We start from the raw sequence: 3,054 nt of genomic DNA, 5'->3' as shown, positions 1-3,054 counted from the left end.
GGTGGAGCTTATCAACCCTGTTGCCGATACCGTGGCAAACGCCAACTACCGAGGGGCAGATGTGGAGTGGTACATCAAGGCAGACGACATTGTACTGAAAAATAAAGGCGGTCAGCTCACAGGCAATCCACAGAACCATGCTCCACAGGGACAGCAGAAAAATCAGAAGTAGCCTATGGAGAACGTAGCAGGCTATGAAGATTATGAAAGGGAGTTCCGAGAAGTCTCACTTCCAGAATACCGCTGGCTGGCTCAAACTATGCTGACGCAGGCAATCGAGGATAGTGGCTGTCGAATGGATGGCAGTCTGCTTATCTCCATGCCCGATTATATCAGCAGGGACAAATGCTGGTATATATTCCAGTTTTCGATTGAGACGATAGACTGGAAAAATCCAGCCAGCAGGACATTTACCTATATCGGCTGTTACTGATGAAAGGAGTATCAATGGCATTTTACAAATACAAGGGAAAGCGTATCAGAGCCAGCGACAAGAACCTTGTGTACCGCTTCTGTGTGGGTACGCTCCTGCTCTTGTTCGTGGCGGTTCTCCTGCTACTGAACATGGGACAGCTCATGCGTACCGACTGGGAACATTTCAGCCTGCTTGATAATGGTGTGACGCTTTCCACATACAACTTCATAACCATAGGGATAGCGACTGGTGTTTGTGCATTGGTCGCTTTTCTTTATTACCGCTTTTTCCATGACAGTTTCAAGAAGCTATTACACCGTCAAAAGCTGGCACGCATGATACTGGACAACAAGTGGTATGAAGCCCAGACCATACAGGACAGCGGTTTTTTCACTGACCTGCAGAGCAGATCAAGGGAAAAAATCGTCTGGTTTCCTAAAATCTATTATCAAATGGATACGGGACTGCTTCATATCCGCTGTGAAATCTCTTTGGGAAAGTATCAAGACCAGCTTTTGCGACTGGAAGATAAGCTGGAAAGCGGGCTTTACTGTGAACTGACCGACAAGACGCTCCATGACGGCTATATCGAATACACCCTGCTCTATGACATGATAGCGAACCGTATCACGATTGACGAGGTAAAGGCTGAAAACGGGGGCTTGCGTCTGATGAAGAACCTTACATGGGAATACGACGCACTCCCTCATGCCCTTATCTGTGGCGGGACTGGCGGTGGAAAGACCTATTTCCTGCTGACAATCATTGAAGCCCTCTTGCAGACCAACGCCCAGCTTTACATCTTAGACCCTAAGAACGCTGACCTTGCGGACTTGGGTACAGTCATGGATAACGTGTATCACACCAAAGAAGATATGATTGAATGTGTCAATGCGTTCTATGAGGGCATGGTGGCAAGGAGCGAAGAAATGAAGCAACACCCTGATTACAAGACGGGCGAGAACTATGCCTATCTGGGCTTACCGCCCTACTTCCTTATCTTTGACGAGTATGTGGCGTTCTTGGAAATGCTGGGGACAAAGGAAAGCATAAGCCTTTTAAGCCAGCTAAAGAAAATCGTCATGCTTGGCAGACAGGCAGGCTATTTCCTTATCGTTGCGTGCCAGCGTCCCGACGCAAAGTATTTTTCAGACGGTATCAGAGATAATTTCAACTTCCGTGTGGGCTTGGGACGTATCAGCGAGCTGGGCTACGGTATGCTCTTTGGAAGCGACGTAAAGAAACAGTTCTTCCAGAAGCGTATCAAAGGGCGTGGCTATTGTGACGTGGGTACGAGCGTCATATCAGAGTTTTACACTCCCCTTGTACCAAAGGGACATGATTTTTTACAGACTATCGGCTCTCTTGTACTGGCAAGGCAAGCCGTAGCAGATGAACGAAAGGAGAATTAAAAAATATATGGGACTTTTAGAAATGGGTTACAGCGACCCTAACACTGATTTTCATGTTGAGGGTGTCTGCGTAGACTTTGACCGCTTCCTTGCGGATTTGGAAAGTGTCGCTGGCACGACTGACGATAAATGTGAGGAATTTCCGACAGAAGCCTATCATGCACATATGGAAGATATTCTGACAGAAGCGGGACTTGGGAGATTGAAACTTCCGATGCTCTTTTCCGTGGTGCTGGACGAATGGCTTTCCATTCATGGCTTCAACTACCGTTTTACGTTTCTTGTGGTGGATAAGGATTTTTTCAGACAGATATACCATGAATATGAGATTGACAAGGATATTGTCAGAAAATGCCTTTCAAGAGATATCGACTGTATCGTAGTGTATACGGGCATGACAAGAGTTGACTGAACCACTGACGGCTGGAACGGTCAGCGAAGCGACCCAGACCGTGCAAGCCGTCCTGTGGAGCAGGGCTTGCCCTGCTCCACGAAAGAAGCCCCTCGGTATCTAACAGAGGGGCACAATTCCGCTGGAAACTACGGTCAAAAAGTCTGGAAATCCCGCTTGGCATAAGGGTTTTCTCTTACTCATGGCTGACTGTGACAATCGGCGGAAAATATCACAGATTTCTAAAAATACACGATTGGGGGTATGCAGGCTGAATGAAAGCACCTTTATAACCGCCTTGAAAGAGAAACGTCAATCTTATGGCGTGTCCCAGACAAGGCTTGCTATCATGGCTGGTATCAGCCGTGAACACTTGAACCGTATCGAAGCGGGAAAGGTCAAGCTCACGGACGATATGCAGGACAAGCTCATGGAAGCTGTTGAGAAGTTCAATCCCGACGCTCCCATGTTCCTGCTGTTCGACTATGTGCGTATCCGTTTCCCCACGCTGGATATACAGCACGTTATCAGAGATATATTGAAGCTCAACATGGACTATATGCTCCATGAGGACTACGGACACTACAAGTACACAGAGCATTACTATCTGGGTGATGTGTTCGTCTATACTTCACAGGACGAGGAAAAAGGCACGCTTCTGGAACTGAAAGGAAAAGGTTGTCGCCAGTTTGAAAGCTATCTGCTGGCACAGGGGCGTAGCTGGTACGACTTCCTCATGGACGCACTCATTGAGGGCGGTGTGATGAAACGCCTTGACCTTGCGATTAACGACAGGGCGGGCATACTGGATATTCCAGATCTGACCGCCAAATGCA

General features: G+C 47.7%; 5 protein-coding genes. All 5 read left to right on the top strand.

All coding sequences use genetic code 11. The annotated features are described in order from the left end of the window. The coding region (locus B5F18_RS12295) for a DUF961 family protein (protein WP_143468435.1) at window positions 1-172 on the top strand (172 nt) is incomplete at its 5' end. A gap of 3 nt (window positions 173-175) precedes the next feature. Beyond that, window positions 176-433, top strand: a complete 258-nt coding sequence (locus tag B5F18_RS12290) for a hypothetical protein (RefSeq protein WP_087157930.1) — start codon at window positions 176-178, stop codon at window positions 431-433. A gap of 14 nt (window positions 434-447) precedes the next feature. Then, window positions 448-1,827, top strand: a complete 1,380-nt coding sequence (locus tag B5F18_RS12285; RefSeq protein WP_087157929.1) for an FtsK/SpoIIIE domain-containing protein — start codon at window positions 448-450, stop codon at window positions 1,825-1,827. A gap of 7 nt (window positions 1,828-1,834) precedes the next feature. Further along, window positions 1,835-2,239 carry a hypothetical protein gene (locus B5F18_RS12280; RefSeq protein WP_087157928.1) on the top strand — a complete coding sequence of 135 codons (405 nt, stop codon included), beginning with the start codon at window positions 1,835-1,837 and terminating at the stop codon, window positions 2,237-2,239. A gap of 181 nt (window positions 2,240-2,420) precedes the next feature. Next, window positions 2,421-3,054, top strand: a 634-nt coding sequence (locus B5F18_RS12275) for a helix-turn-helix domain-containing protein (protein ID WP_442911379.1), incomplete at its 3' end; no start/stop codon positions are given.

Source organism: Lachnoclostridium sp. An181, from assembly GCF_002160325.1.
GTDB lineage: Bacteria > Bacillota > Clostridia > Lachnospirales > Lachnospiraceae > An181.
This window is presented reverse-complemented; position numbering and strand designations above follow the sequence as displayed.

What these genes read in the sequence shown, in the direction of transcription:
- B5F18_RS12290 (WP_087157930.1), top strand. Translation starts at nt 176, where the DNA reads ATGGAGAACGTAGCAGGCTATGAAGATTATGAAAGGGAGTTCCGAGAA.
- B5F18_RS12285 (WP_087157929.1), top strand. Translation starts at nt 448, where the DNA reads ATGGCATTTTACAAATACAAGGGAAAGCGTATCAGAGCCAGCGACAAG.
- B5F18_RS12280 (WP_087157928.1), top strand. Translation starts at nt 1,835, where the DNA reads ATGGGACTTTTAGAAATGGGTTACAGCGACCCTAACACTGATTTTCAT.